Origin of the sequence: Cerasicoccus frondis (genome assembly GCA_031296915.1) — a bacterium.
GTDB lineage: Bacteria > Verrucomicrobiota > Verrucomicrobiia > Opitutales > Cerasicoccaceae > Cerasicoccus > Cerasicoccus frondis.
The window spans coordinates 93,872-119,219 of the sequence record JAVDPC010000010.1 but is presented as its reverse complement, the minus strand read 5'-3'; the positions used below and the strand labels follow the sequence as shown (position 1 = coordinate 119,219).

Here is a 25,348-nt window from a genome sequence, read left to right as displayed (position 1 = left end):
GCGCAAGCAATGGATGGGCTTGGCGCAACTAGTTTCGCATACTGGACTTTTGTGATTTAGACCCCATGTTTTTTCAATACTCCAATTTTCGCCGCGTTGGCTTGGCGCTGGTTACTTGTTTCACTCTTAGCGTTGCGATGTCCGTTCATGCTGTTGAGCCGATTCGCGTCGTTGGCACGAACAGCCGCATGTCGCCTTTCACGTATTCGCCGGGCTCCACCAACACTGCTTTTTGGCAGCGCTCGCCTCATCAGCTTGGCGGGCCTGTTTCCGAGATCGACATTGCCTTCATGAATTGGGCGGTTGGCTATAGCGGCGAAGTCATCAGCAGCAGTGACGTGACGATCGAATACGCTTGGCTTGAACGTGCGAGCGATAGCCAGGTCGTGCCACTGACTTTTTCCGGCGAACGCGAGCTCACGATGCTCGGCGGCGTGGCGCAGCCTTACTACATGGCGGACCCCATTGACTCCTCAGTTTGGACGGGTGGCGCGCCACAGCGCGACGAGGTATTTTGGTTGCACGTGAAGGGCAGCGTCCCGACCGTGGATGGCAAGGCATGTCTTGGCGTTTACACGACCTACAGTGGCTCGAAGTTCATTTTTTATGATCCAGCCAACGACCCGGGCAATGTTGATGAAGCGATGACGGTGCCCAACATCACTGATAAGAATCAGCGCACGAATGGCTTGGCCGTGATGTTTGGCGGGCGCTACACGGAGCCTGGCTATCTGTCGGTAATCGGGCTGGGAGACAGCATTCTGCATGGCACGGGTGACGCGACGAATCCGACTCCGGTTCTGGCGGGCAACGGCTATTTCAACCGTGCGGCGACGAATCTTGAGGGTACGGACACCGTTGGCATGCTGAACTTGGCGCGTCACGGAGAGTCGGCGAATACCTTCGTTAACTCTCACGCGATGCGTGGCGAATTCCTGGAGTTCGCCAATGTCGTTGTGGAAGAATACGGCACAAATGATATCGGCTCAGGCGGCACCGGCAACGTGGACCAGCTCTACACCAATGTTCAGGCGATCTGGCAACTGGCGCGTGACGCCGGTGTGGAGAAAGTGCTGCGGACAAACCTCTTGCCGCGCACGGGCTCGGAGAGCTACAACTGGGTCAGTAAGGAAGATCAGACACCTAACTCTGGTTGGGGAGATGGCGAAAAGCGCGATATTTTTAATGGCTATTTGGCGACTGCTTTGAGCGAAGGGAAAATCGATGTTCTTGTAGATACGCTGACGGCCGTTGCGGACCCGACTGATGATCATTACTGGATCTCCACTGGCGCCAACGACTACGCGACGAGTGATGGAACTCACCTGAGCCGGACAGGCAATGAGCTCGCGGCGGTTCCGCTGCGCGCAGCGTTTGAGGCTATTTTGAATGCCAGTGAAACCTTCAGTTACACCGACTGGGTCGATAGCATTGATTGGGGCGGCGCCGACTCAAGCCCAACTGGCGACGCCAATGGAGACGGTGTGGAAAACCTGCTTGCATATGGTCTGGACCTCTCGCCGCTCAGCAATTTGGCCGGCCAGGCAGCCGCATTTAATTTTGACTTGGATACGCCGGATGGTCCATGGGTCACGCTTGCTTACCGCGTGAACCAAACCGCATCGGACTTGCAATACGCCGTGTTGCGCAGCTATGATTTAACCGTGGGCTCGTGGTCAGTTTTATCACCGGATGATTCAACCGTTTTTGAGGAAGTGATTGATGTAGACCCGGATGGCGACGGCAGTGCGGAGCTTCGCCAGTGGCGTATCAAGATGCCGACGGACAGCCCCTGTTTTCTCAAGCTTGAGGTGACGCAGTCATGAGGATTGTCCAATCGCTTGCTGTTTACCTGATCCTCATCACCGCTGTGAATAGCTCTGCTCGCTCCACGGAAAACATCGATCGGAATTACCCGACGAATCCGCCTCCTGAGGCGCCGCAACCGGAGAACTGGCCGGCCGAACTCAAGGTCACGGGAAACCGCCTGACTGATCCTGAAGGCAACGAAGTTTGGCTGCAGGGCGTAGCAATTCCGGGCTTGGAAATCACGCCCGTTGGCCATGGCGTGACTAACTCCGCTATTGTCGCGATTGAAGATTGGAATGCGAACGTCGTGCGCATCCCGATCAAAGATGAGTTTTGGTATGGTCGTGGCAAGGGGCAAACGGATGGTGGCTTGGCGTATCGTGCGCTCGTGGATTCCGTGGTGCAGGCTACGTCTAATCGCGGCGCTTACATCGTGCTCGATCACCATCGCTTTCGTGCGGTTAAGTCGGAGCACCTGCCATTTTGGCAAGAGCTGGCAACGCTTTATCAAGACAACCCGGCCGTGCTGTTCGATATCATCAACGAGCCGCACGACATCTCTTGGGAAGTGTGGCGTAATGGCGGCTTTGTCGCCGACCCAAACGCCAAGGTGAACGAGGCGGGGTTCTTGGACGAGGAAACGGTGCGCGCCAATCGCGGTTTTGAATCACCTGGCATGCAAAAGTTGGTCGACGCCATACGCGCAACAGGCGCGAAGAACATCATCATCGCAGGCGCATTGCAGTGGTCGTATGATCTATCGGGGATTTTGAAGGGCTATGCGCTGGATGATCCCGATGGCAACGGCATCATGTATTCGACGCATATCTACAATTGGAAAACCGGTTGGCAGGAAGCGTTCATTGACGCCGCTGAACACTATCCGCTCTTTGTCGGCGAAGTTGGCGCCGACACGCTTAAGATGGATTTCATTCCGCACGAAGATCAAGAGGATCCTTACACTTGGGTTCCTGACATGCTGGGTGTTATTCAGAAATACCGGCTGAACTGGACTGGCTGGTCATTTCATACTTGGGCTACGCCGGTGATGCTGAACAACTGGCAGTACGAACCAACTCCGTTCTGGGGCGCCTTCGCCAAACGAGCCCTGGCGGGTGAGCAATTTGAAGTGAAGGAGTTGCGCTAATGATTCTAACTCTGCAATGCAAAGTATGAACTGTAGAACTTTACACGCAACATATTGCGCTGCCGATATCTTGTCGTTTGCGAACATCTTCCCTGTGTTATAACTTTCGTATCGGTCACCAACCTATTATGGCCGCATCAGCTTAAATCCCCCATTGGTATGAAGAAGCAGTTATCTCAAACCCTGTCGCTGTTACTTGCGAGTTGCGCTCTGTGGGCGAACAACGCCTCCGCGCAAACGAGCGCAACGCCACTCGTCGCAAACTCCGATCTCGAAGTCGACGCCAATCTGGACGGTTGGCCCGATGGTTGGGCTCGCCTGAAGACTGGCGGTAGTTGGGAAGTCGAGGATGGCAACCACTTTATCCGCATGCAAAGCCAGCAGCCAGGCGAAACTGTCATGCTCTATCAGGAGATTGAGATACCGCCTGGCGTTGAGGCGATCGAGATGACTTGGAAGCAACGCATCTCCGGGCTGCAAGTTGGTGAAAAATCCTGGTACGATGCACGCATCATGATGGAGTTCATGGACGCTTCGCGCACGAAGGTGGCCCCAACTCCCAGGGCTCCCAATACGCGCAAGGACACCGATGGATGGGTGGAAAAGAAGACATGTTTTTTGGTGCCCGCGGATGCTGTCACGTTGAAATTCATGCCGAGTCTTTTCCTGGTGAACGCGGGCACTTATGATCTGGACGACATCGTGCTGATGCCAACAGACGCAGAGGAGCTGCGCGCTGCTGCGGAGCAGGCTAAGCTTGAGCGTGCGCGCAAGGATCAGGAAAAAATGGCTGGTCGCCAAGCTAAGGCTGACAGGCTATTGTCGGAAACCGGATCGTTGATTCCAGGCTGGGATTTTGAAGGACGCTGGTCTGGCAAAAAGAACATTGTCGAAGAGGGGGGGAATCATTACCTGCGCCTCGTAAGCACAGAACCGGGCGAGATGGTTATGGACTACCGGGAGGTGGATATTCCCGCTGGCGTAGATGCGCTTCAACTTAGTTGGTCGCAGCGCGTGACTGGTCTAAAGAAAGGCGAGAAGCCGTGGTTTGACGCACGCATTATGATGGAGTGGAAGGACGCCAGTGGAAAAAAGCTTTCCGGCAAGCCATCTCCCTCTTACACGCAGAAAGACACCAACGGTTGGATGGATAAAACGATCAGCTTTATGGTGCCTGAGGATGCGGCTACGCTCATCATGATGACGACTTTGTTCAATGTGAAGGCTGGCACGTTCGAATTGGATAACATGGTGCTTAAGCCAACCGACTCGGCGCCAATTATCGCCCGGCAGGAAGCGCGCGCTCGCCAGCAGGCTGCCAAGTATGTGGCGCCGGAAGAGCCGAACCCAAGCAAGTGGCCGAAGATGCTTAAGGTCGTGGGCAATCGCCTGCACGATCCCGATGGCAACGAAGTTTGGCTGCAGGGTGTGAATGCCGGTGGTTTGGAAACGCTTCCCATGGATGAGCAGCCAGTAAAGTCGCTGGTCGTCGCCATTGACGAGTGGCACGCGAATTGTGTCCGTGTGCCCATGAAGGAGGAATTCTGGTGGGGTGAGAGCGCTTACCAAAAAGACGGCGGCGCCGGGTACCGCGCCATCATTGATAAGATGATCACCCTCGCAGCCAACCGTGGCGCCTACATCGTGATCGACCTGCACCGTTATCGCGCGCCAAAGCAAGTGCATGCGGATTTCTGGAAGGAATTTGCCGAACTGTATAAAGATCATCCGGCGGTTCTCTTTGATGTAATGAATGAACCGCATGGAATTTCCTGGGAAATCTGGCGTAATGGCGGCTGGGTCGGTACGAAGGAAGGCAAGGATGAGTCCGCTTTTCTGACTGCTGATGAAAAGAAGAAGAATCAGGGCTTTGAGTCCATTGGTATGCAAGGCCTTGTGGATGCGGTTCGTTCAACTGGTGCGAAAAACATCGTCATCGCCGGTGGCGTAGAGTGGTGCAACGACCTCTCGGGGATAGTGAACGGCTATGCGCTCGATGATCGCGATGGCAATGGCATCATGTATTCCTGGCACACCTACAACTGGCACAAGGGTTGGAAAGAGAAGGTGATGGAAGTCGCTGAAAAGCATCCGATTTTCCTGGGCGAAGTTGGCGCGGATCCCAAGAAAATGGATTTCATTCCGCATGACATTCAGGAAGACCCGGAAACTTTTGTGCCCGATATGCTGGGCTTCATTCAGAAGTATAAGATCAATTGGACCGGCTGGTGTTTCCACCCATACGCCACGCCGCGCATGCTGGTGGATTGGGACTACACTCCGACGCCATTTTGGGGAGAGCCAGCTAAGGAGGCGTTAGCAGGGAAACAATTTGATATGAAGCGACTGCGCTAGCTGCATTCGCTGCATAACAGACTGCAGAAAAAAGAGCGCCTCGTATTCATTGCGAGGCGCTTTGCTTTGCAGAGTAATCAGTTAGCTTTGCAACGCAAAGTATCAGTCCGTCGGCCTGCGTTAGTATGCTCTATTCGGTGCGCTAGAGCACTTTTCATCTATATTGGCGAGTCAGGTGGGGTAGAGATTGGATGCAGCGCAAGGCGGCTTTGATTGAGCGGGCAGGAAGCCCGTGATTGAAATGCCAACGCCGCGAACTTCCAATCTGGCCCCAAGCCCAAAACCGAGTGCTTTTCCGCGCCAGCGTTGTTGGCTTTTCGCTCACAGGCTTCCAGCCTGCGACGCTCAAGCCGCCTTGCTGGACACGAAAAATCACTGCGGCCTGATCGGCCAATCTAGATGAAAAGTGCTCTAGATCTCCGACGCCTTTTAGTCGGCAGTCAGCACGATGCAATGAAGCGCAACGGCACTGGAGCATCCTTCTATGAAGTTAGCTGAACTCAACAGAGCGCCAGAGGACGGATGCACTCCAGAAAGCATTCGCTGCTGCTTTTATCGCCTGCATAAAAAGGCCGCCATCTGAGTGATGACGGCCTTCGGAAAGTGCTGTTAGCGTTAACCTTTAGAACGTGTAGTCCTCAATGACATCCATTGGGATGGAGTCGGTCGAGTAATTGTTCGTGGGCGAGATGTCGAGTGGGTAGCTGCCCCAATTTTGGCCACCAGCCCAATAAGTGCCACTCACGCCGTAGGCGCTGATGTGCGCCATAAATTCGCCGAGCAACGTGTTCCAGCGAACGTCGTTGTTGGGAACGCCATACTCGCCGATGAAGCCGCGATAGCCTTTCTCCTGTAACCAGAGCAGGAACGGATGCACGAGGCGGACGCCGCGATCATCGGCCGGGTTTTCACTGTCGAACGAGGCATAGCTGCCATCGCCGGCGGGATAACTTTGGTCGAAGTAGATATGCGCTTCATACATCGTTTTGCCGTAGGCGTCGACGACGTCGAGGTTCGGATTGCTGGTGCGCCAGGTGGAGGCGCTGCTGTAGTTTTCACCGCCCACGATGATCCAGGTGTTCGTGTCGACATTGCGAATGCCATCGGCTGCGGCTTGGGCGGCGGCAGGCCAGAGACCACCGGTGCCGTGGGGCTCGTTCATAATGCCGTAGCCGTAGATTGCGGTTTCGTTTTTATAATGATCAGCAATCTTCTCCCAGACGTCGGCGAAGGCGGCGTTGGGCATCTGGGTTGAGCCAATTATGTAGCCGTCGCGACGCGCGTAGTTGTGCATGTCGAGGACTACCTTCATGCCGCGTGCGTGTGCGAGGGCAACAACGGTATCGAGGTCGGTGAAGTCCACCGTGCCATAAAGCGTAGGCTGAATGCGCTCCCACTTGAAGGGGATACGAATTAGGTCGAGGTTTTTGCTGTGGTAGTAGTCCCACTCGTCCGGATCATCTTGCCAGAAGGCAAACCCGCCGAACTCAGCCCCGGCCAAATTCACGCCCATCAATTGTGTAAAGCCGTCTGGGCCGGTGTGATCATAGCTTGGCGCGCTGGAGTAAACTGGGTGCGCTTTGATGTCCTGGATACGTAGGCGCCCATTGAGTGACGATGTGCTGGGGCTCACGTTGGTCAGGACGACGGCGGTGTTGGCGTCGGCGATGAGATCCGTCAGGTCTGTCGTGCCGGTGGTGATATCGAGGACCATGCTTTGGGTGACTCCTTCAGCGATCCATGAGATGTGGACCTGTTCGTCGCCCTGAACTTCCCGCCAGCGAATGGTGTCTAGTTGTAGTGCATGATCGGCAGTCATGCTGATGCTTTCGCTAATGTCAAAACGACCAACGGTAGTTTCACCGACGCCGAAGCCAGTTGCTTCAAAACCGAAGAAGCTGGCGGTCGCGTTGGTGAAGTCCGGTGCGCTGGGGGTTGAGACATCCACGTTGTCATAGGCGAGAAAGGTGAAGTCGATATCGAAGCCGCCGTTTTCTGGGGCCCAGAGTGCGCCGTCGAGAACTGTATCACCACCCACGCCGTTCCATGGCCAGTCGGTCCAGTGCATGAGCAGCGTGGTGGCCCCGTTGTTGTCCGGCAAGGGCGGGGGAGTCGCGGCGGATAGGAATGCAATGTCGACATAGTTGACGCGTAAGCGACCATTCGCATAGGCGCTGCTATCGCTGACGTTGGTGATTTCCAGTGCGGTGTTGGCGTCGGCGACTATGCCGTCTAGCTCCACTTCGGTGTAGAAAGATCCTGCAGGCATATCCACCACGGCGCTCATCGACACACCGTTACTTTGCCATGCAAAGTGAACGCTTTCGTCGCCGCTGTATTCGGCCCAGCGAATGCTTTGCAATGCAAAGGGTTGGGCGGCCTCGATGACAAAACTCTCGCCACGGTCAAAGCGACCAGTCGTCGAATCGGCCACGCCGAAGCCTGTGCCTTCAACGCCGAACGTTGAGTTGCTGGCGCTGCCAAAGCCGGGCGAACTCGGGTCCGTGATGTCGACTCCATTGATTGGATCGAGAAACGACACCAGCACGCCGCCAAGCGTTGAGTCGGTAATCGTTGCGGAGAAAGCCGTCTGGCCCGAGGTCAGGCTCCAGGGTGCGCTGCTCCAGCTTTCCAGCCGATGCGTGTCGCCGACTTCCAGCTCGGTTGGGCCATCGATTAACTCTGCGTAAATCTGATTGATGCGCAGGCGACCGGTGGCCCCGGCTGAGGTGTCGCTCACATTGGTAAAGGTGACGGTGGTATCTGCATCGACTGTCAAGTTTGTGAAATTAGTCGTCGTGTAAAATGAGCCGGTATCGAAATCAAAGACTTGGCTCATGGCGGCGCCACTGCTGGTCCAACTGATGTGGATGGCTTCGTCGCCCTGGTATTCGGCCCAGCGAATGCCGTTGAGCTGAAAGGCGTGGTCGGCTTGTAGCGTGAAGCTTTCACCGCGATCAAAGCGGCCTACGGTGCTTTCGTAAACACCGAAGCCGGTGCCTTCGACGCCGAACACGGAGGCGGTGGCGGCGGAGTCATCGGGCGCGCTGGGTGTGCTAACGTCGACGCTGCGCTTCGGGTCGCCAAAGGCGAATTCCGCGCTGGTTCCGCCATTGTAGACAGGGTCAGTCAGGGTTGCGGAGAAGCCCGTATCGCCGCCCGTCAGAGACCAGGGGGAGGAGGACCAATTTTCCAAGGTTATATCGGCGTAGCTGCTGATCGGGATGATCAGAAAACCGACAACTGCCAAAGTAGGCAGGGTGGGGTGCTTTCTATGGATCATAGGTAGTTATTGGGTTTGGGAGATGCGGCGTCCTGGAGAAGCCGCTGTGGTATGCTGGCACAGGCGCGCCTGTGGGTGCATAGAGAGTCGGGGTGTCGGGTAAAAAATCCCTGTGGATAAAGTAGCGAATGGGGTTGGGGTCGCCCCACAGCCAACGCATTCTTTCAAGGACGTTCAACTGGTTCGCCGCGCAATTGATTGCCGACTGGTTGTCGTGATTGCGCAGTGGGCTTCACAGGACGTGGAGCGCAACTAATTGCGCATCGCATGCATTGCTGCAATTCGGGCTGCTGTTGCAGAGTGTCTGATGCGCCGCGAGGCAGATCCTTTAATCGTTTGCTTTTATTGATTATGCAAAACCCGACTGATTTTATGATGGGCGTCGCTGCCCGCTACACAGAGTTGACCGACCGTGATTTCAATTTGATGAAGGAGGTCGGCATCAGCTGGCTGCGCTTTGGAGATTTCCAGTTCGACGCCGCTGCCTTTGTGGAGGGACGTGAGCAACCCGAGGCATTTGACCAGGCCAGCAAGCGACTGCGTGAGTTGCGGGCGGCGGGCTTTGAAATCATTGGCATCACGCCAGGGCCGCGCGAGTTGTCCAAGACGGGCATTGAGCCGGGCAGTCCGGAGTACTTAGACGCATATGATAAGGTTAGCCGATTTTTTGCCAAAGAGTTTGGCGACTTGATCACCTGGTGGCAGGTGGCCAATGAACTCGATATTTGGATCTTTCGCGACAAGCTGGATATGAAGCAGTCGATCGAGTTTCTCAAGGCTGGCATCATTGCGATGAAGGAAGAAGCGCCGCACCTCAAGGTGGGCATCAATATTACCCTGTTCCCGGACATGCCAGGCATCGTCGATGGGAACACCGAAGCTTCAGAAGGGTTAGCGTTGGCGCATGGCATTTATGGAGATGAATCTTTGCCCGTCGATTTTGCAGGCTTTGACAGTTACCCGGGCAGTTGGCGCGCAGGCGGCCCCGATAGTTGGGACGAATACCTGGAAGGCTTCTACGCGCTAACCGGTAAGCCAATTTTTATCATGGAGTTTGGCTATGCTTCGGAAGGCGGTGTCATGACTGAGGAAGAGGCCGCAGCCGGGCATTATCCGTGTGACATTAAGAAATGGAAATTTTCCTGGCGCGGGGAGCATAGCCAGCAGGCACAGGCAGATTATTTGCGTGAGGCCATGAAGATATTTCAGTCGAAGGCGTACGTGGTTGGCGCGATTTACTACAACTGGCGCGACGCAACGCACTGCTGGCAATGCAAGGATGAGGGCTGCCCGGCGGAGACTGCTTGGGGGCTGTTGGACCAGAATGGCCAGCCAAAGCTTTCTTACCACGCCATTCGTGAGTGCACATTGACTACGGCCTAGCCGCTTCTGCCTGATTTCGTGATAAGTTGCTAGCTTGCATTGCAGCGGGGTGACTTGGCGCTTTTTTCCTTTTTTGGCAGGTCTGTGTTTTGCGGTTTATGCAATAAGTTTCCACTTGCTGATTGGCCATGACTCAACTTTACTTTTAGAAAACGTGAGTGTTACCGAGCCCAGTCAAAGCCCCACGGCACGCGTCACGATGAAGGACATTGCCGACAAGGCGGGCGTGTCTTCTTCTACGGTGTGTCGCGCGTTGAATTCGAATCCGCAGATTCCGGAGAAAACGCGCAATCGTATTAAGCAGGTTGCTGAGTCTTTGGGTTACCGGCCCGATCCGCTTTTGTCGGCGTTTGCCTCGCGTCGTCGCGGCCGACACCGCGAATCGGACATCACGACGATTGCTTACTTGTCGAATTTTTCCACGCGTGACGAGTGGCGGGACAATCCCTTTTATCAACGTTGCCACGCGGGCGCGCAAGCCCGGCTGGAAGAGATGGGATATAAGCTGGAGCACTTTTGGTTGGGCGAAACCGGCATGACTGGGGCGCGTTTAAGCAAGATACTCTACAGTCGTGGCATACTCGGGTTGTTTGTGGCGCCGATCCAGGAAGTGCGTCAACACATCGATATGGATTGGAGTCTTTTTAGTTCCATCACGGTTGGTTATTCTTTTTTGAAACCGAATATTCATCGCAGCGCGCCACACCATTTTCACGGCATTCAGGAGTCGTTGCGTCAACTGCATGACTTGGGTTATAAGCGTGTTGGTTTGTGTTTGTTTTCAGAAACCAGTCGTCGGGTGGATGAGTTGTGGTTTTCGGGCGCCTTGGTGGCGGAAAACCGGCGCATGGAGTCAGTGCAGGGCAAAAAGCGCGACTTCAGCGTCATGCATTATTTATTTAATGATGAAACGCTTCGCGATGCGCCTGAGTGGTGTCGTCGTAACAAGTTAGATGTCGTCATTAGTGACAACCTCATCGTTAAGCATGAGTTGGAAAGCGCAGGCTTTAGCGTGCCTGGCGATGTGGATTTCGCCACGCTCAATTGGGAAGAAGAGCATCCGGAAGTGGCTGGCATCGATCAGCGCGCGCGCCACGTCGGCGCTTCGGCGATGGATATGATGATTGGCGCGATTCAGCGAGGTGAGCGCGGGGTGCCGGAAGTGCCCCTGACCACCATGGTTGAGGGAGTTTGGAAAGCGGGCGCCAGTCTTACCCGGGCCTAAACGCAAGCCGAGCAGGAGTTGTTTGGGGCGAGTCTTACCTCATTGCGCAACTAGTTGCGAACGGGGCATCTTGTGGAAATTTCTGCGAAAGCTTATTTTTCTAACATAATTTCAATACCTCGAAATTCTAACCCCTCAAGCCAACCGTTACCTAAAGAAGACCTCACCATGAAGTTATCCAAAAATATTGTTTATGCCGGCGTATTCCTGGCATTCGGTGGAACCCTAACTGCGCAAACACTTTATTGGGACACCAATGGCGCCACTGAAGGCGCAGGCAACCCAGCTGACGGAACCTGGGATGACACCATTACGAACTGGTCAACGAGCGCCGATGGCGACATTGCCACTTCAGTCTACTCTGCGGGCGCCGATGTGATCTTCTCTGCCGGGTCAGATGCGGACACTGCCGCCGTAACCATTACTGGGACTCAACTGGCCAACACTCTCACGTTTAAAAACGGTGCTGTAACGCTGACTGACGGCATTCTGGACAACTCTGCTGCGAATGGTTACCTGAATATCACGGTGAACAGTGGAGCGAGTGCGACCATTAATACACAAGGTAATTTTAACTCCAATTTTAACGTGGAAGGAACGTTGTTCGCCAATGCGATAATCGGCGGAAGCAACATGTCCAAGACGGGCTCCGGCACCGCGACCTTTAATCGACTTGACGCGATTTTATCGGTTGATGAAGGAACGGTTGTTTACACCGGCACAGCTGGAGCGAAGCTAAAAAACGCCACCGTTAATAACACCGGCACGCTGCGCCTAACAGGCAATGCATTCGACGGGACCAAGCGTAACCTCACGATCAATACTGGTGGTACGGTTGAGTTTGCGACAGCGATCAACCAGACGGTAAGCCAATTCCAAGGTGGTGGTCATCTGACCGGTGTGGCTGGCTCCAGTCTTAAGATTGGCGGCGACAACAAGACAGCCACATTCGACGGCTCAATTGATGGTCAAATCGATATCATCTCAGGTGGTACTGGCAGTTTTACTCTGAGTGATAGTTCCTCCATCGAGTTTACTATTTTGGGCGATGGCGAGAACAACTCGCTGCTTGGTGATGGCAACAACACCACGACGAACATTAATGGCACATTCAGCTTTAACCTGGATGGCGCTGATCTAAGCGAAGGCAACAGTTGGTTGATCGTCGACGTCGATGCTCTCAATGAAACTTTTGGCGGCACATTCAACATCGCCAGCTTCACGGATTCTGACGGAGTCTGGTCCTATGACATCGACAGCGGTTTGGTCTTCAACGAGTCAACAGGTATGCTGACTTACACGATGATTCCTGAGCCCGGCGCTTATGCCATCATGCTTGGCGTGTTGGCTACGGGGCTTGTCGTGATCCGCCGCCGTCGCAGCTAAAGATAATTCTCTTATATCGACTTTAAAGCCCCTGCGCGTCGAACGCGCAGGGGCTTTTTTTAATGGTTGGGCAGAGTCAAGTCGCGCAGGAAGGATTCGAGCTTTGGGGTTGTGTTGAGAGGGGCTGAGGATTGATTCTCGAGCCCGTTCATGTCTCGCTCAGCGAAGAGCCTCACGGGCATGTGCTTTCATTTGGGTTGGCGATGGAGCAGGGCAATTTGGCTGAAGGTAGTAGTGGGCTTCGTCATCTGCCATTGGATGGAAGCTTTGATTACCGGACTTCTGTTACCGATATGAAGCTGGCTTACATGAACCCGCGACGTGCTTCCAGCGTTTGGCGAATCTCGTCCGAGCGTTGACGCGTCAGTGGGTAGAACCAGATCGCAAGCAGGGCGATGGCCCACATGATTGCGGGCAAGATCAAGTAGAGCACGAACATCTTATTGATCACCGCGTCGGGCTGAACTGGCAGCTCTGAGTTGTAGCCGGAGTAAGCCAGCACGGCGCCGCTGATGCCCATCGAGAGCGTGAGAGAAGTTTTGATGAACCACGAGTAGAAGGCGTTGATTGAGCCTTCGCGTCGCCGGTGTGTGGTCAACTCATCATAGTCGGCGACATCAGCTTTCATTGAGGGTAGGAATAGCCAAACTGCGCTGATTGCGCTGGCTTCAAAAAAGCCGGAAACAATTTGCAGGTACGGCATCGCTGGCGTCATCAGCACATAGTTCAGCAAATGCCCGAAGATGCAGGTGCACAGCATGGCGACGACAGCCATGCGTTTGTCATACTTTTCACCCAGCCAGGTAAAAAACGGAAGCAGGGCAATGCCGGTAAAGGAGATGATGGTGCCCTTGATGCCGGTGATCGTGCCCGCCTGAATCATGTCGCCGCCGCACACGTAGTAGATGTTGACGTAGGAGCCCAGGCCGCTGATCGAGGTGTAGCCCATCACGAGAAAAAATGAGGCAAAAATAAGGGACCACAACGGCTTGCAGGCGAAGGACTCTTTGACGCTTTTAAAGAACGGGTCTGACTTCTGTGTTTTGGCTTCTGCGTTGTAGTATCGCTCCTTGACGAAGAGCGCGGGCAGTGCCCCAAGAAGGATGATCAGTCCGGCAAAGACGAAGCAGAGGATTTTCATGCCTACGACGATTGGTTTATCGTCGGCGAAATGCTCACCAAAGCCGCTTAGCATCGGGTTAAGCCAGCTGGCGAAATCCTGCACCCATTGAGGTTTGTTTTCGATTTCGGTAAAGTCACTCTTGGCCACTGCGCCGACGAACACGATCACCACGAATGACCAGCCAGTAATCAGGGAGGTGACTTTGCCAACGAATGTCATGACCACGGTGAGGCGTGTGCGTTCATCGTAGTTGGGGGTAAGCTCAAGTTGGAGGCCATAGTAAGGCATCGACCAGCAGGTGAAGCTGGTGAAGTAGAGCAGCCCGATGAGCGTTAAGTAAACGGCGGCGGCTTTGTCTTTGGCGGTCAGCTCGAATTGGTCGATGAACGGTAGCCAATCGACCCAGGATACGAGCGGTGAGTCGCCGCTGATGATGTCGCCGGGCACATGCCAGACGAAGGGATAGATGAGCGCTGTTGTAATGGAGGCAATGAGGATGTAGGGGCGACGGCGGCCCCAGCGCGTGCGGGTATTGTCCGACAGGTTGCCGACCAGTGGATCGGAGATGGCGTCCCACGCGCGCATGATCATTAGGATGAAGCCGAGGATCAGCGGGCTAATGCCCAAGCCGATATTGAAGAACGGCATCCACAGCGTGCTGGTCATCAGGGTGCTGGCCACATACTCGGTGTTTTGTCCCAAGCCGAAGGCGAGCTTTTGAGGAAAGGGGATGCGGTCTTTCTCGGGTATCTGGGTGAGAGCGGATTTGGGGAACTTGAATTTCATGGTGAGGCGAAGTTGCGAAAAGTCCTCGAAGGGGTGGGGGGCAGGGCGGAAATACAAGTGGCCCGACGCGTTGCGCCGGACCACTTCCCCCTTAGAGAGTCACAAGCCGTTCGAGCTGGAACTTTTTGCGCTTAATCCCTAAAATATAAAACAGCTGATGCACTGTTTGCGTCAAAGATCGTTACTTGGTCAGCGAATGCTGAAAGACCCTTTTCAATCAAAGCCTCGAAAAAGAACAATCCGGGCTGCGCGCAATTTGTTGCGTCCGCCAAATTGCTGTCTTCGTGGGCTTGGGAGCGTGTTAAATCACGGCCACGCAACTTATTGCGTAGGGGAGGTGTTGATTGCGCGGCTCGCATTTCCCACACTTAGGCATCTTACCTTCCTCCGCTTGGAACCACTTACAACCCAACCTCAATCTTAATTACACCCCGATTTAGACCGTTAATGCATTGACCGCTTTACTTTAAGCGTGGTTGCCCCCCCGCTGTCCCCTGACAGCCAACCCCGACCTTTGCATTGGCGCCGTTCATTTTCTATTTTATCATGAAGACACATCGCAAAGCGATCAGCCCTGAAACCCGCGGATTCGCCGTGGTTGTTGCGTTGGTGCTGATGGCGTTTTTATTCCTGCTGCTGATGTCGCTCGCCACCGTCACGCGAGTGGAAGTGATGAGCACCCAGCACATCGATCAGGGCATGGAAGCCCGGCAAAATGCCTACCTTGGCATGATGGTCGCCCTCAGTGAACTGCAGAAACATTCTGGCCCAGACCAGCGAGTAACTGCTAAGGCCGACCTGGTGACGCCAGCGTCTGATGACGAGATGACCTATGGCGAGATTCTTGATTATTGGGGCGCCTCGCGTAATCCGCAATGGACGGGTGTTTGGCTCAACGCCAACGAAACGGAATTCGACCCCAACGACCCCATCGCTTTCAACGCTGAGCCTGAGCGTCAGGCGTGGTTGGTGAGCGGTGGCGAAATCGGCATTTCGCTGGACCCGGAATCCGCGGTTGTCGGATTGAGCGCTAACACTGCTCCGCAGGACACACTCCGCGATGGCAATGGCAATGATCACAAGCTGCTGATCAGCCCGGCGAACAATGCGACCAACACGCTGCGCGCAGTCACTGCACCCTTGGTGCCGGTGATAGATGATCAAGGACTCGAAAGCGGAAATTATGCCTGGTGGGTCGGCGACGAAGGCGTGAAAGCGCGCGTGGACCTGGTTGACGAATATCACGACTCTACTGATGACGTTGCCCCGATGAAACGCTTGGCTTCGGCTCAGCGTATGGGCATAGAGGCAATGACCGCCAATGATTCACTGGCCGAGGACGACCTTGGCCTGGACACCTTTTACGAGCCCAACAACGAGCGCTATGCCGACGTGACCAACGAGCATCAGCTGGCATTGCTCAATCCGAACGATGACTACATACAGGCGCTCGATGTTCGATTCCACGACATCACGACGCACTCGCGCGGCGTTCTGGCCGACGTCAAACATGGCGGCCTGAAGCGCGATCTTTCATACATCCTAGGCCAACCCGACCTGGCTTCTTTCCGCGAAGCGCTCAACCAGGTTTATGATGTGCCTGTTGCGCCAGCGGCCACCAACAACCGCGTGCTGACTGAAGACGTAACGCCCTTGGTGGAATTGCCAGAAAACGTTGCCGGGGCCAATTATGATTTCGATGAGGCGCCTGGCATCCTCGCCTTTACGCCGACTTGGGAGCAACTGTGGAGCTTCCACAACATGAGTAATCTCGAAACAGATGTGCCTGCCGGTGTTTGGAACAACGCCGGGCAAGCAACGCCGAGGGTGAACACGCCCTTGGAGCATGGCCTCGCGCCAATCGTTACCCAGGCAAAAGTATTCTACAATTTGGATTTCGATGCCGATGGCGTCATCTGGGTCGAAACGCGGCCGTTAGTGGTTCTCGCAAATCCCTACGCTGTGCCATTGGCGCCGGCTGATTATACCTACTCTTTTTCCAAGCCATCTTTACGTCTCTGTCAGGGGGGCGATAAAGATGATCCCGACTATCCGCTCGATCCCTACAATCCTGAAGTGATCGCTCAAGAGGTTGAAGACCTTTACGATGAAAATGGAGATAAAATCGGGGAGAAGATACTGCTGCATAGCTCTTTCACGGATAAGGACGAAGCCTACTCGGTAACGGGAGCAGGCATGGGCAGCGCAGTGTTGACCATTCGCGATGCCAATGGATTGCAGCCGGGCGAAGCTCGAGTCTATACACTCAGCTCGACATCTAATTTACCCACCAGCACCTCTGGTCAGAAAAGCCATTCGCTCGTGATGACGAATGAATACGATCTGCTGAATTGCGTTCGTATGAATACGGGAAAGAAGATTGTGGACCGCTACGAATATGCAGCTTTGTTTTGTTCAAGCGCGCGTGTCGAAGCCCGGTTATACCTGGATTACAATGCTTCAGATGGCGATAAAAAGCTCGTCCAGTATTTGGTGAGCAAGCCGACGAGCTCCAGCGATAAGAGCCAGCTCTTCCTGGTTTACCCAGAGAATGCGGGCCACCGCGATGGCGGTGGCATTGGCTTTAGCATTTATGACATCAACGACAGCACGTTGCAGCAGTCGATGTTTTATCAATTGAATTACCGCGCACCGATCATTAGTCCGAGTGGCTATACCAGTCAGACTCATCCACTGGAATGGGCGCGGACTTTGACGAAGAAAGGCGAGGTGGGTAACTCCGATCTGTTTGGCGCCAATCTTTTGTGGAAAGAGGATTCGGATTGGCAACAAGTGCGTTGGGGCGCGCTGCACACCGGAGCAATTGAAACTCCCACGGTGACTCCCAGTTCTGTCGCGGGGACGGATATCGGCTTTTATAATTACCTTTACGACATTCCGCGCCAAGACGTGCCCATGACTTCGCTGGGACAGTTTCAGCATTTCAACACTTCTGCGCTCACGGACCGTAGTTACTGGGGCAGTTCCAGTTACGGCGCCAACACCAAGGCTGCGACCATCGTGCAGTCCTGGCAGATGAATTATCCACTCTCCAATTCATACGCTCACCTGCGAGTGAAGCGTGATCGTTTGTTCGATGCGCTTTTCTATTCCGGCTATCATTATGATGGAAGTTACCTCTGGAATGACGTGCTTTGGGATCGCTTTTACTTTTCCACTTTTCCCGCTAGCGGAACAGTGGATTTAGGTAATGAGCTGCTGGTGAATCAGCGCTATCGTCCGTTTCGCGACACGGATCAAGTCAGCTTGGCGGACGTGCAAAATTTCCGTGGGGACGGTGATTCCGCGAATGCGGCCAATAGCCGTATGGCTGCCGTGAATCTGCTTTCCGATGGCGCCTTCAACGTGAACTCTACGTCGAAGGAAGCATGGAAGGCTTTGTTCTCCAGCTTGCGCAATGTCCCGATCGGATCTGAAACGAATGAGACGAATTTAACGGCTCCTTTTTCCCGGACTTTCGAGGCGCTCGGTGGAGCGTCTGGCGCGGAAAGCGCACTTTCCGAAAATTCTTGGAACGGCTTTCGTAACTTGAGTCCCGCCGAGGTGGATGCCCTGGCGGAGGAAATGGTGCGCCAGGTGAGGCTGCGGGGACCCTTTACCTCGATGTCGGATTTCGTAAACCGCCGTTTGGCTGAGGCAAACAATGACCCCAACGATTTGGGCGTCAGTGGCGCACTGCAATCTGCGCTCGATGCCGTAGTCAATCTGGAGTCACACTTGCAGGCGCCCTTTGACGAAAAAAGCAGCGCGAGTCCCGTTGAACTGATTGCGGACTCAGATTTTCGAATGAACAGCGCGGTGGCGGGATTCCCCGGCTACCTTTTACAGGCGGATGTGCTGTCATCTTTAGGGCAATACATGACGGTTCGCTCGGATACCTTCCGCATTCGTTCCTATGGGAATGTGACCAGCCCGATTTCTGGCCAAGTGGAAGCGGAGGCATGGTGTGAGGCCATCGTTCAGCGCATGCCGGATTACGTGCGCCCCACCGACGGAGTTGGTGGCAATGAACCCTACGAAGATGCGACGGACCCAGTGAACCAAAGGCTTGGGCGCCGCTATGAAATTGTATCTTTCCGCTGGCTGAAGCCAGATGAAATTTAATGAGAACTTATAAAACATATTTTTTGCTGGGGGTCTGGAGCTTGTTGGGAAGCTATGCAATGGCTGCCGCTCCAGAAACAACCATGACGCTTCGGTTTCTCTTCATGGATGAATCGTATGGCGCTTATTTTTTGGATGAGGGTGAGAAAACGCTCAGACTAAGCGGTGCGCCTTATGCCATCAGCCGTCCGGTCAAGGTGGAGTACGGGCAGCAGTTGAAAATACTCAGGGCAGACAGCGGTCGAAAGAATGCGTCGAAATCCCCGATCCTGAATTTACGGGCTCCCATGTCTGGCGTGTCCGCGCTTGTGGTGGTAAAGCCTTCAGGCCCGAACTCCAGCAATTACCAAGCGACATTTTTAGAAAACAGCACCAGCGTTCGCGAACCGCAAACCGTCCAACTCTACAACCTTGGGGTCACGGACACCGCAGTTTTGATTGGCGAGAATTTGGAGCAGATCGCTCCTGGCAAGTCGACGCTCGTTCAATTGAATCCTGACAGCCGTAATCGAGTTGTGGCCAAGATTGGCGAAAAAACGGTGGAAGGTTGGCGGTTAATCTACGATGGCGTTATCGCCCTGCGCCCTGGGCAAGCGATGACCGCAGTGATCGTCTACTCGCCCACCGGCATGCGGCACACTTACACCGACCAGGAGATCATGGAATTCGGTGAACCGAAGCCCGGGCATTTTTGGCTTACGTTTGTCGAAGATGCTTCGCGAAGCTGATCTCGACGACGGGCTGTGACGGTTTGTTTAAAATCGGGTTGCGCTGTTGCTTATCAGACGATTACCTGAGGCATCAGTTAACTCCTCATGCCCGTACATCACGCCCTTGTTCTCAACTTTCATCAACCCCCGCATAACCTCGACGACCTGCTCGAAACGAACCCGTGGGAAGTTAAGGAGATCCTCTTCGCCATGGATCGGATGCCCCGCGCACTTTGGGGCTATGAAGATGTAGCCCGTGTGCACCTCTCGCTTTCCGGCACGTTGCTGGAGACGTTGTCTTCGCCAGAGTTTCAGGAAAAAGTCTACGGCGTCGTTAAAGTCGGCGACTTGTTGTGGCAGCTTCAGAACACCAAATTGTTCGAGATTCTGGGCACCGGTTTTTATCATCCGGTTTTGCCGTTGATCCCGAAAGAAGACTGGGACGAGCAGCTTCGCCGCTGGAAAGGTCAGGCCCAGCACTTATTCTGGCGTGAAGACTTTGGCGGTTTTTGGCCGCCGGAAATGGGCTTCACCGAAGAGCTGATTCCTCTGCTCAAGCGAATGGGCTATCGCTACGTGTTGGTGGACGATGTTTACCTGGAGCCTGCCGAGGGTGAGATGTCTTGGCAGGAGTTGCGTTATCGGCCGCACGTTGCCGAATACCAGGGCGAGGAAATAATCGTCATCCCGCGCGAGCGTGAGCTATCCAATGCGCAACTTTCCGGCATGGACCCGGACTGGTTTGACCACGAGGTCAAGGAGCGCACGAAGTTCTGCGATTTCGAGCCGCTCGTCACGACCGCTTCCGATGGCGATAACGGCGGCTGGTTCCGCAACTACACGGCGGAGTCCAATTTCTGGCATGCGTTTTACCAGCCGTTTTTGAACCGCGCGCGTCTCAAGGGTGAAGTGGTTCCCACTTACATCGAAGACTACATTAGCCAGTATGGCGTTGGCGGCAAGGTGAAGGTGAAAACCGGCGCCTGGAACACCGAAATGCACTTTGGCGACGACTTTACCCAGTGGACTGGCACGCAGGATCAAAAGGACGCCCTGGCGCGCATTCATGAAATCAGCAGCGCCTTGCACTTCGTAAAAGCGCAGCGACAGGACAGCACCCCGCGCAACCCCGAGCATGTGGATTACCACCTGGGCGAAGCCCACTGGCGGCTGCTCCGCGCCGAGACCAGTTGCAACTTATACTGGGGCACATCCTGGGTCAGCCGAGTGCATGACGACTTAAACGCCGCTTGCGCCGAGTTGGATAACGCACGCCGCGGTTTTTAACGCAGCGCGTGGACGCTGTATTTTCAAGGAACCAGAACGCGTCGGCTACCCACTTGTGAATCGCAAAAATGGCGTTGCGGGCATTTGGCATTGCAGCTAACTACGCCTTATGTCCGCCCCCATATACCGTGTCGAAACCGACCAACCCTACATCTGTCTGACCTTTGACGACGGTCCGATCATCGAGACCAGTCGGCAATGGATCGAGCTCTTTGACGCGCACGATTGCCGGGCCACCTTTTTTGACTTGGGCAACAACGTTCTGGCGGAGCCGGAGCTGGCCAAAGCGGTCTTCGCTGCGGGGCACGAAATTGGCAACCACTCCATGTCGCACCCCCACCTGCCAGAGCTGAGCTTGGACGAAGTGCGCGCCCAACTGACGGAATGTTCGCGGGTGTTTCAAGAGGTGTTTGGCGTGGCGCCCAAGGTGTTTCGCGCCCCGTTCGGTGAGCACAGTGACGATGTTTGGACCGTGTTGGCCGAGCTCGGTTTGCCAGCAATTATGGGCAAAGGCGCATCGGACTGGACGCCGAGCGTGACCGTGGAGCACATCATTGAAAAGACCACCGAAGGCGTCGAGGCCGGCGACATATTCATCCTGCACACCTGGCAAGCCAAGACGCTCACCGCCATGCCGGAAATGATCCGCCGCTTCAAGGCCAAGGGCTTGCAGTTGGTCACGGTCAGCGAGCTGCTGGCGAGTGCGCGCTAGACTGATTGCGCGCCAGGGCAAGCGCAGGCGGGGTGCTTTAAACGCGTTGGGTAGACTCGCGGATGACTAGTTTGGGGGCGACTTGTTGGGCCTTGACGGGAATGTCCTCGAGCTTGTTGTGCAGGGCGGTTACGGCCAGGTGCGCGCAGCGGTCCATTTCCGCCGTGGCGCTGGTGAGCGGCACGATGCTGCAGTCCCGTGCAATGGGAGAGTCGTCAATGCCGGTGACCAGCGGCCATTCCCGGCGTGGAATCCCTTGGAGCGCATACCAATGGTAGACGCCGGCGGCTTGGCCGTCGGACTGAGTGGCGATCGCGTCAAAAGGCGTTTTGCGCTTCAGCAGCTCCTCGGTGCAGGCGACGCCGTTGTTGCACTTGTAGCCCACGGCTTTCACGACGAGCTTTTCATCCGGTTTTACGCCGAGTTCCTCATGGGCGCGCAGGTAGCCTTGGTAGCGGATCGGCACATTCATGAAATGCGCCACCCGCTGGCAGCCGATCTCTAGGAGGTGCTTGGTCGTCAGGTAGGCCTGCATCTCGGAGTCCACCTGGTAATTGGTGACGCCGTATTGCTCCATGTCGCCATGGCAGGAGAAGACGACCGGCAAGCCGCGCTTCTCGATCTCCTGCACGTTATCAATGATTTCGCCGTGGCTCATGCCCGCAAGGATGAGGCCGTCGACTTTGCTGAGCAGTTGCTCGTTGCAGGCGGCGATGAACTCTTCCTTCTTATTGAAAAACTGCATCCACAGGTTGTAGCCCTTGCTGGAGAGCTCCCAGGCGGCGGCGTGCATGAAGTCTTGCGACAGCTCACTGCCAGGGACGCCTACTGCGTGCAGGAACACGCCGACGGCGCCTTTGCGTCCGCGCTTCAAGGCTACTGCCAGGGGGTTGGGGGTATAGTTAAGCTCCTTGGCGCGATCCAGAATCTTCTGGCGGGTTTTCTCGCTGACGCGGGTCGTGCCCATGCGGTTGCTTAACACTCGGGACACCAATGCGTGGGATACGCCGACGTCCTTCGCAATTTCTTTCAGGGAGGCCATGGTTGATCCCTATTGTTAATTCCTGACATCGGCAAAGGTGTCAAAGCAAATGATTTAACCAGTTAATCAGGCTATTTCGGACCTCATTTACTCAAAACCAACTCCCGGATGACGACGGCGCTGATCCGCGAGTAAACTCCGCAGTGACGCCCTTGGCTGGCGCGTTAAGCGTCAATTTGCGCGGACCATGGAAGGTGACCACGCAGTCGATGTCGCCGTTGGACTCCGTTTGCAGGGTGAGCTTTTGCCGCTTGGCGGCGTATTTTCCCTGGAAAGTGGACGGGCCGCCGATGTTGAGGTTGGCCGTGGCTTTGAACCGCTTGTCCGCGCGAAACTCCACCACAATATTATCCACGGCGAGCCCAATGGCGTCGCCACTGAGCGAGGTGCTGTGCCAATGCCCGACGAGCCGTGACTCCGTTGGCATCGTTGGCGGATGCTTGCGGTGGGCGGGCGGAATCGCGATGGCGGGCAGACTGAGAAAGAGCAGTAAGGTGATCAGCAAGGTTCGCATGATGCGATGCTTACCGAAACGCAGGCTGGGGGCAATCGCCTATTTGTTTGCGGAGGCGACGACGGCGTTGACCAGCGTTTCGACGCACTCAATGTGGGCGCTGGGGAGGATGCCGTGGCCGAGGTTGACGATGTGGCCGCGCGCGTGGTTCATGCCGCTGAGTAATTCGTCCGCCGCCTTTTGGACGATGGCGGGCGTGGTGCTGAGCAAGGTTGGGTCGAGGTTGCCTTGAAGCGCGATGTGGTCCGGGGCGCGCTCGCGCATTTCGGGCAGGTTGACGGTCCAGTCCATCCCGAGCACCTTGGCGCCGCTGGCGGCCAGGGTGTCCACGTGGTGCGCCATGCCTTTGGCAAAGAGGATGATCGGCGCGCCCTCGGGCAGCTCGTTGATGATCTGGCGGATCCAGCGCAGGGACATGTCGTGGTAGTCGGTCCCCGCGCAAGCGCTGGCCCAGCTGTCAAACAGCTGCACGCAATCCGCGCCCGCCGCGAGTTGCATCTTGAGCAGGGCGGCGCAGGCGCTGGCCAGCTTGGTCATGAGCTGGTCGAACGTTTTGCGGTCCTGATAAAAGAGCGACTTAATCTTCGTAAAGTCCTTGGAGCTGCCGCCCTCGACCATGTAGCACGCGAGGGTCCACGGAGAACCGGCAAACCCGAGCACGGCCTTCTCGGAGCCGACCTCGGCGTCGACGAGTTTCAGGGCGTCGGCAATGTAGGTCAGCTTTTCTTCGACGGCGGTGGCGTCGGCGAGCTTGGCGATGTCGGCTGGAGTTTCGAGGGCGAAGTCCATGCCGATCCCGCCCTGATCGCGGAAATGGTAAGGCTGCCCCAGCGCCTCGGGCACGATGAGGATGTCTGAAAAAACGATGGCCGCATCGAGCGCAAACCGGCGCAGCGGCTGGAGCGTCACCTCAGCGGCCAGGTCGGGCGTTTTGACCATTGTCACGAAGTCGTACTGCTCCTTGAGCTTGCGGTACTCGGGCAGGTAACGGCCAGCCTGGCGCATGATCCAGATGGGCGGGCGGTCAACTGGCTGACAATGGGCGGCGGCGAGGAATCGTTCTTTGGAAGTCATTGGAATGCGGAGTGCGGAATGCGGAATGCGGAATTTTAGAAACTACGACGTAACAGAGTGAAGATGGCGAAGCAATGACGCGAATGGACGCGAATATATTTAAACAGGAAGATCGGGAAGAACGGGAAGTTGAGGTTGAACTTTGGACTTAAATACACAGACGGCTTGCTGGCTTAGCGGACTGCGCGATCTTCCTGTCGTACGTTCTCCCTTCCCGTTCTTCCCGATCTTCCTGTTTTAAAACCACGTCTCGCTGGCATCCGTGTTTCATCCGCGTTCATCCGTGGCTAAAACAACACGCCTCGCTGGCCGCGTCACCTTTGCTAATCCAGGTCGATCTCCAGGGGTTCGCCGTCGGCGCCGACCCAGTCGCGCGGCTTGATGAAGTCCGCCAAGGCGGCTTCGCGGCTGCCGGCCTCGGGGTGGTAATCATACTCCCAGCGGACCAGGGGGGGGAGGGACATTAAAATCGACTCCGTGCGCCCGCCGCTTTGCAGGCCAAAGGTCGTGCCGCGATCATAGAGCAGGTTAAACTCCACGTAGCGGCCCCGACGGTAGAGCTGCCATTGACGCTCGCGCATGCCGAAGTTGCTCTCTTTGCGCCGTTCGACAATGGGGACGTAGGCTGCCGGGTAGGCCTCGGCGACCGCTTGCATGAAGCTGAACGAATGCGCGAAGCTATGCTCGTTGAAGTCGTCGAAAAACAGGCCGCCGACGCCGCGCGCCTCGTCGCGGTGCTTCAGGTAGAAATACTCGTCGCACCACTGCTTGAAGCGCGGGTAAATATCGACGCCATAGGGCTGGCAGGCGCGCCGTGCGGTTTGGTGCCAGGATTGGGCGTCCTCGACAAAGCCGTAGTAGGGGGTCAGGTCGAAGCCGCCGCCGAACCACCACACCGCTGGTTCGCCTTCCTTTTCCGCGATGAAAAAACGGACATTGGCGTGGCTCGTCGGCGCATAGGGGTTGCGTGGGTGGATGACGACGCTCACGCCCATCGCGCGGAAGCTGCGGCCCGCCAGTTGAGGGCGGTGCGCCGTGGCCGAGGGGGGGAGGGATTTGCCGCGCACGTCGGAGAAATTCACGCCCGCCTTTTCAAAAATGTCGCCATCGGCCAGCACACGCGATTCGCCGCCGCCGCCCTCGGCCCGCTCCCACGTATCCACTTTAAACGGCTGATGCGGCGCAAAGCCCTCCAGCACGGTGGACAGGGAGTTCTGGTAGTCGCGCAGGAAGGCGCAGACGGCGTCAGGGTCGGGTTGCATGGAAGGAAATGGTTAAAGGAAAAAGATTAAAGGAAAAAGGAAAAAGGTAAGGTGGGTCAGGTGTGGAGGTGCGGAGGTGGGGAGGTGTTTGTGTGGGGGGAATGAAAGCCTCGCCAAGTGGCGGT

Annotated in this window: 16 protein-coding genes; 10 read left to right on the top strand and 6 right to left on the bottom strand. The window is 55.7% G+C overall.

Annotated elements, in window-relative coordinates:
• Window positions 1-65 precede the first annotated feature (65 nt).
• The 3 genes from RBB63_RS10320 (at window position 66) to RBB63_RS10310 (ending at window position 5,311) form a co-directional block, all read left to right on the top strand.
• Window positions 66-1,826 carry an SGNH/GDSL hydrolase family protein gene (locus RBB63_RS10320; protein WP_309383849.1) on the top strand — a complete coding sequence of 587 codons (1,761 nt, stop codon included), beginning with the start codon at window positions 66-68 and terminating at the stop codon, window positions 1,824-1,826.
• Window positions 1,823-2,956: a glycoside hydrolase family 5 protein gene (locus tag RBB63_RS10315; protein ID WP_309383847.1), complete on the top strand. Its 1,134-nt coding sequence runs from the start codon at window positions 1,823-1,825 to the stop codon at window positions 2,954-2,956. The genes RBB63_RS10320 and RBB63_RS10315 overlap by 4 nt, the downstream gene beginning before the upstream one ends.
• A gap of 159 nt (window positions 2,957-3,115) precedes the next feature.
• Window positions 3,116-5,311, top strand: a complete 2,196-nt coding sequence (locus RBB63_RS10310; protein WP_309383845.1) for a glycoside hydrolase family 5 protein — start codon at window positions 3,116-3,118, stop codon at window positions 5,309-5,311.
• A gap of 622 nt (window positions 5,312-5,933) precedes the next feature.
• Here the strand turns inward: RBB63_RS10310 and RBB63_RS10305 are convergent.
• Window positions 5,934-8,594 (bottom strand): glycoside hydrolase family 5 protein, encoded by a 2,661-nt coding sequence (locus tag RBB63_RS10305; protein ID WP_309383843.1) that lies wholly within the window; start codon window positions 8,592-8,594, stop codon window positions 5,934-5,936.
• A 351-nt stretch (window positions 8,595-8,945) separates the two neighbouring features.
• Between RBB63_RS10305 and RBB63_RS10300 the strand changes: the two genes are divergently transcribed.
• The 3 genes from RBB63_RS10300 to RBB63_RS10290 all read left to right on the top strand — a co-directional run bounded on the left by RBB63_RS10300 (window position 8,946) and on the right by RBB63_RS10290 (window position 12,588).
• A complete protein-coding gene (locus RBB63_RS10300) occupies window positions 8,946-9,977 on the top strand; it encodes a hypothetical protein (protein WP_309383841.1) in 1,032 nt (343 codons plus the stop codon).
• 154 nt (window positions 9,978-10,131) lie between these two features.
• The gene (locus RBB63_RS10295; protein ID WP_309383837.1) at window positions 10,132-11,202 is read left to right on the top strand and encodes a LacI family DNA-binding transcriptional regulator; all 1,071 of its coding nucleotides are present in this window, start codon (window positions 10,132-10,134) and stop codon (window positions 11,200-11,202) included.
• A 168-nt stretch (window positions 11,203-11,370) separates the two neighbouring features.
• Window positions 11,371-12,588 (top strand): PEP-CTERM sorting domain-containing protein, encoded by a 1,218-nt coding sequence (locus RBB63_RS10290; protein ID WP_309383835.1) that lies wholly within the window; start codon window positions 11,371-11,373, stop codon window positions 12,586-12,588.
• A gap of 304 nt (window positions 12,589-12,892) precedes the next feature.
• Here RBB63_RS10290 and RBB63_RS10285 read toward each other — a convergent pair whose 3' ends face one another.
• Complete coding sequence (locus RBB63_RS10285) at window positions 12,893-14,497, bottom strand: MFS transporter (protein WP_309383833.1); 1,605 nt, start codon at window positions 14,495-14,497, stop codon at window positions 12,893-12,895.
• A 546-nt stretch (window positions 14,498-15,043) separates the two neighbouring features.
• On the opposite strand from RBB63_RS10285, the gene RBB63_RS10280 reads away from it, so the two are divergent.
• The 4 genes from RBB63_RS10280 to RBB63_RS10265 all read left to right on the top strand — a co-directional run bounded on the left by RBB63_RS10280 (window position 15,044) and on the right by RBB63_RS10265 (window position 21,331).
• Window positions 15,044-18,622 (top strand): hypothetical protein, encoded by a 3,579-nt coding sequence (locus RBB63_RS10280; protein WP_309383831.1) that lies wholly within the window; start codon window positions 15,044-15,046, stop codon window positions 18,620-18,622.
• 83 nt (window positions 18,623-18,705) lie between these two features.
• The gene (locus tag RBB63_RS10275; RefSeq protein ID WP_309383829.1) at window positions 18,706-19,350 is read left to right on the top strand and encodes a hypothetical protein; all 645 of its coding nucleotides are present in this window, start codon (window positions 18,706-18,708) and stop codon (window positions 19,348-19,350) included.
• A gap of 87 nt (window positions 19,351-19,437) precedes the next feature.
• Window positions 19,438-20,619, top strand: coding sequence for a hypothetical protein (locus RBB63_RS10270; RefSeq protein WP_309383827.1), 1,182 nt, complete (start codon window positions 19,438-19,440; stop codon window positions 20,617-20,619).
• Window positions 20,620-20,728: 109 nt separating this feature from the next.
• On the top strand, window positions 20,729-21,331 hold the full coding sequence (locus tag RBB63_RS10265; protein WP_309383825.1) for a polysaccharide deacetylase family protein: 603 nt from the start codon (window positions 20,729-20,731) through the stop codon (window positions 21,329-21,331).
• A 37-nt stretch (window positions 21,332-21,368) separates the two neighbouring features.
• On the opposite strand, the gene RBB63_RS10260 is transcribed toward RBB63_RS10265, so the two are convergent.
• The 4 genes from RBB63_RS10260 to hemF form a co-directional block, all read right to left on the bottom strand.
• A complete protein-coding gene (locus RBB63_RS10260; RefSeq protein ID WP_309383823.1) occupies window positions 21,369-22,373 on the bottom strand; it encodes a LacI family DNA-binding transcriptional regulator in 1,005 nt (334 codons plus the stop codon).
• 91 nt (window positions 22,374-22,464) lie between these two features.
• On the bottom strand, window positions 22,465-22,887 hold the full coding sequence (locus tag RBB63_RS10255) for a hypothetical protein (protein WP_309383821.1): 423 nt from the start codon (window positions 22,885-22,887) through the stop codon (window positions 22,465-22,467).
• A 39-nt stretch (window positions 22,888-22,926) separates the two neighbouring features.
• A complete protein-coding gene (gene hemE, locus RBB63_RS10250) occupies window positions 22,927-23,961 on the bottom strand; it encodes a uroporphyrinogen decarboxylase (protein WP_309383819.1) in 1,035 nt (344 codons plus the stop codon).
• 323 nt (window positions 23,962-24,284) lie between these two features.
• Window positions 24,285-25,223 carry an oxygen-dependent coproporphyrinogen oxidase gene (gene hemF, locus RBB63_RS10245; protein WP_309383817.1) on the bottom strand — a complete coding sequence of 313 codons (939 nt, stop codon included), beginning with the start codon at window positions 25,221-25,223 and terminating at the stop codon, window positions 24,285-24,287.
• Between the last annotated feature and the right edge of the window lie 125 nt (window positions 25,224-25,348).

Bases quoted from the DNA above. Each gene is read 5' to 3' on its own strand.
- RBB63_RS10265 (WP_309383825.1), top strand. From the start codon at position 20,729: ATGTCCGCCCCCATATACCGTGTCGAAACCGACCAACCCTACATCTGT.
- RBB63_RS10285 (WP_309383833.1), bottom strand. From the start codon at position 14,497: ATGAAATTCAAGTTCCCCAAATCCGCTCTCACCCAGATACCCGAGAAA.
- hemE (WP_309383819.1), bottom strand. From the start codon at position 23,961: ATGACTTCCAAAGAACGATTCCTCGCCGCCGCCCATTGTCAGCCAGTT.
- hemF (WP_309383817.1), bottom strand. From the start codon at position 25,223: ATGCAACCCGACCCTGACGCCGTCTGCGCCTTCCTGCGCGACTACCAG.
- RBB63_RS10300 (WP_309383841.1), top strand. From the start codon at position 8,946: ATGCAAAACCCGACTGATTTTATGATGGGCGTCGCTGCCCGCTACACA.
- RBB63_RS10310 (WP_309383845.1), top strand. From the start codon at position 3,116: ATGAAGAAGCAGTTATCTCAAACCCTGTCGCTGTTACTTGCGAGTTGC.
- RBB63_RS10315 (WP_309383847.1), top strand. From the start codon at position 1,823: ATGAGGATTGTCCAATCGCTTGCTGTTTACCTGATCCTCATCACCGCT.
- RBB63_RS10320 (WP_309383849.1), top strand. From the start codon at position 66: ATGTTTTTTCAATACTCCAATTTTCGCCGCGTTGGCTTGGCGCTGGTT.
- RBB63_RS10275 (WP_309383829.1), top strand. From the start codon at position 18,706: ATGACGCTTCGGTTTCTCTTCATGGATGAATCGTATGGCGCTTATTTT.
- RBB63_RS10305 (WP_309383843.1), bottom strand. From the start codon at position 8,594: ATGATCCATAGAAAGCACCCCACCCTGCCTACTTTGGCAGTTGTCGGT.
- RBB63_RS10270 (WP_309383827.1), top strand. From the start codon at position 19,438: ATGCCCGTACATCACGCCCTTGTTCTCAACTTTCATCAACCCCCGCAT.
- RBB63_RS10290 (WP_309383835.1), top strand. From the start codon at position 11,371: ATGAAGTTATCCAAAAATATTGTTTATGCCGGCGTATTCCTGGCATTC.
- RBB63_RS10255 (WP_309383821.1), bottom strand. From the start codon at position 22,887: ATGCGAACCTTGCTGATCACCTTACTGCTCTTTCTCAGTCTGCCCGCC.
- RBB63_RS10280 (WP_309383831.1), top strand. From the start codon at position 15,044: ATGAAGACACATCGCAAAGCGATCAGCCCTGAAACCCGCGGATTCGCC.
- RBB63_RS10260 (WP_309383823.1), bottom strand. From the start codon at position 22,373: ATGGCCTCCCTGAAAGAAATTGCGAAGGACGTCGGCGTATCCCACGCA.